Source organism: Roseibium limicola (assembly GCF_017313085.1).
Taxonomy (GTDB): Bacteria; Pseudomonadota; Alphaproteobacteria; order Rhizobiales; family Stappiaceae; genus Roseibium; species Roseibium limicola.
On sequence record NZ_JAFLNF010000015.1, the window covers coordinates 2,501 to 5,930 of the forward strand.

Consider the following 3,430-nt stretch of genomic DNA (forward strand, 5'->3'; position numbering starts at 1 on the left):
TCTGCAGCAAAAGGCAGGGGGTCGTTATCATCTGTGCAGATTGACTGGGTTTTTTGTTTGCGAGCAATCGCACTCAAGTAGGCGCAGCCGATAGTGCACATTCAAGGATGATCTTTGCTTTGCAAGGATGAACATCGATAATGAGAGTGATTAAGTGTAATAAGGGCATTCGGTGGATGCCTTGGCGACAAGAGGCGATGAAGGACGTGATACGCTGCGATAAGCGTCGGGGAGCTGCGAATAAGCTTTGATCCGGCGATTTCCGAATGGGGCAACCCACTCCGTATGGAGTATCCCTTTATCTAACGATTTAGGGAAGCGAACCCGGGGAACTGAAACATCTAAGTACCCGGAGGAAAGGACATCAACCGAGACTCCGCTAGTAGTGGCGAGCGAACGCGGACCAGGCCAGTGCCTTGTATTTTCTAACTGGAACCGTCTGGAAAGTCGGGCCTTAGTGGGTGATAGCCCCGTACAGGTGTTGAAGATATGAGGACTTGAGTAGGGCGGGACACGTGAAATCCTGTCTGAACATGGGGGGACCACCCTCCAAGCCTAAGTACTCCTTGTCGACCGATAGTGAACAAGTACCGTGAGGGAAAGGTGAAAAGCACCCCGACGAGGGGAGTGAAACAGATCCTGAAACCGGATGCCTACAAACAGTTGGAGGGCGCAAGCCTGACAGCGTACCTTTTGTATAATGGGTCAGCGACTTAATTTAGCGAGCAAGCTTAAGCCGATAGGTGTAGGCGTAGGGAAACCGAGTCTTAATAGGGCGTTTTAGTTCGTTGGATTAGACCCGAAACCGAGTGATCTAGCCATGAGCAGGTTGAAGGTGAGGTAACACTCACTGGAGGACCGAACCCACGTCTGTTGAAAAAGACGGGGATGACTTGTGGCTAGGGGTGAAAGGCCAATCAAACTCGGAAATAGCTGGTTCTCCGCGAAATCTATTTAGGTAGAGCGTCGACCGAATACTCTCGGGGGTAGAGCACTGGATGGGCTATGGGGGCTTACCGCCTTACTGATCCTAACCAAACTCCGAATACCGAGAAGTACTAGTCGGCAGACACACAGTGGGTGCTAACGTCCATTGTGGAGAGGGAAACAACCCTGACCGCCAGTTAAGGTCCCTAAGTTATGGCTAAGTGGGAAAGGATGTAGAACTCCCAAAACAACCAGGATGTTGGCTTAGAAGCAGCCATCATTTAAAGAAAGCGTAACAGCTCACTGGTCTAAATAAGGGGTTCCGCGCCGAAAATGTACCGGGGCTCAAGCCATACACCGAAACTGCGGGCATGCACTTCGTGCATGCGGTAGCGGAGCGTTCTGTAAGTCTGCGAAGGGAGACCCGTGAGGGCTCCTGGAGATATCAGAAGTGCGAATGCTGACATGAGTAACGATAAAGAGGGTGAGAGACCCTCTCGCCGAAAGTCCAAGGGTTCCTGCTCAACGCTAATCGGAGCAGGGTTAGTCGGCCCCTAAGGCGAGGCCGAAAGGCGTAGTCGATGGGAAACAGGTTAATATTCCTGTACTTGGTGGTAGTGACGGATGCCGTGTATCGTATTCCCTTATTGGATTGGGAGTGCGGTGAAGGTGTTCCAGGAAATAGCTCCACCGCTATAAACCGTACCCGAAACCGACACAGGTGGACTGGTAGAGCATACCAAGGCGCTTGAGAGAACTGTGCTGAAGGAACTCGGCAAATTGCTCCCGTAAGTTCGCGAGAAGGGAGACCTCATATTGGGCAACCAGTGTGGGGTGGCACAGACCAGGGGGTGGCGACTGTTTATCAAAAACACAGGGCTCTGCGAAGTCGCAAGACGACGTATAGGGTCTGACGCCTGCCCGGTGCCGGAAGGTTAAGAGGAGGTGTGCAAGCTCCGAATTGAAGCCCCGGTAAACGGCGGCCGTAACTATAACGGTCCTAAGGTAGCGAAATTCCTTGTCGGGTAAGTTCCGACCTGCACGAATGGCGTAACGACTTCCCCGCTGTCTCCAGCACAGACTCAGTGAAATTGAATTCCCCGTGAAGATGCGGGGTTCCTGCGGTCAGACGGAAAGACCCCGTGCACCTTTACTACAGCTTCACACTGGTATTCGTGACGACATGTGTAGGATAGGTGGTAGACGTTGAAGCATTTGCGCCAGCAGATGTGGAGTCATCCTTGAAATACCACCCTTGTCGTTTTGGATATCTAACCGCGGTACAACCATATCCGGGACCGTGTGTGGCGGGTAGTTTGACTGGGGCGGTCGCCTCCCAAATGGTAACGGAGGCGCGCGAAGGTGGGCTCAGAGCGGTCGGAAATCGCTCGTTGAGTGCAATGGCATAAGCCTGCCTGACTGCGAGACTGACAAGTCGAGCAGAGACGAAAGTCGGCCATAGTGATCCGGTGGTCCCTCGTGGAAGGGCCATCGCTCAACGGATAAAAGGTACGCCGGGGATAACAGGCTGATGATGCCCAAGAGTCCATATCGACGGCATTGTTTGGCACCTCGATGTCGACTCATCACATCCTGGGGCTGGAGCAGGTCCCAAGGGTTCGGCTGTTCGCCGATTAAAGTGGTACGTGAGTTGGGTTCAGAACGTCGCGAGACAGTTCGGTCCCTATCTGCCGTGGGTGTAGGAGAATTGAGAGGATCTGTCCCTAGTACGAGAGGACCGGGATGGACGTACCTCTGGTGGACCTGTTGTGGCGCCAGCCGCATTGCAGGGTAGCTATGTACGGAAGGGATAACCGCTGAAAGCATCTAAGCGGGAAACCCACCTCAAAACGAGTTCTCCCTGAAGAGCCGTGGAAGACCACCACGTTGATAGGAAGCGTGTGGAAGTGCAGCAATGCATGGAGCTTAGCTTTACTAATAGCTCGTTCGGCTTAATCACTCTCATTAGTCCATGTTCATCTTGAAGCGTGAACGCTTCAACACTTTTTGTTCTCACGCAGTTGGCTTTACGCCAACGGCTGCGAACCACGCGGCCTGACCGGCCGGCGGCCACTTGGCCTTGCGAAGCCTTGCTTCGTCGTGGAGCGATCAGAGCAAATCGTGAAATCAAAACGCACTGCAAAAAACGACAAATCAAATTAAGACCAGTAGATGTCTCTCAAGGAGACGAGCCCGGACCGCAAGGTTCGCAAGGCCGACGGCCGTCGCCACTTATGTGGCGCGCCCGCGCAGGCCAGTCCGCAACGCGGGCGCTCGGCCGTGAGCGACATCATTCTCATATTGTCTGCGCTTTGCCGGCCTGGTGGCCCTAGCGGGGAGCCCCCACCCGATCCCATCCCGAACTCGGCCGTGAAACTCCCCAGCGCCAATGGTACTGCATCTTAAGGTGTGGGAGAGTAGGTCGCCGCCAGGCCTGCAAAACGCAGATAATAAACTCTTCAAACGATAAAGCGCTCAAAAAGCCAACAGCCGATAGCGCAAA

The 3,430-nt window shown here is 53.7% G+C and carries 2 rRNA genes; both read left to right on the top strand.

Going from position 1 to position 3,430, the window contains the following annotated elements:
* Positions 1–148 precede the first annotated feature (148 nt).
* Positions 149–2,887 (top strand): 23S ribosomal RNA (locus J0X15_RS19970).
* 359 nt (positions 2,888–3,246) lie between these two features.
* Positions 3,247–3,361, top strand: a 5S ribosomal RNA gene (gene rrf / locus J0X15_RS19975).
* Positions 3,362–3,430: the final 69 nt, after the last annotated feature.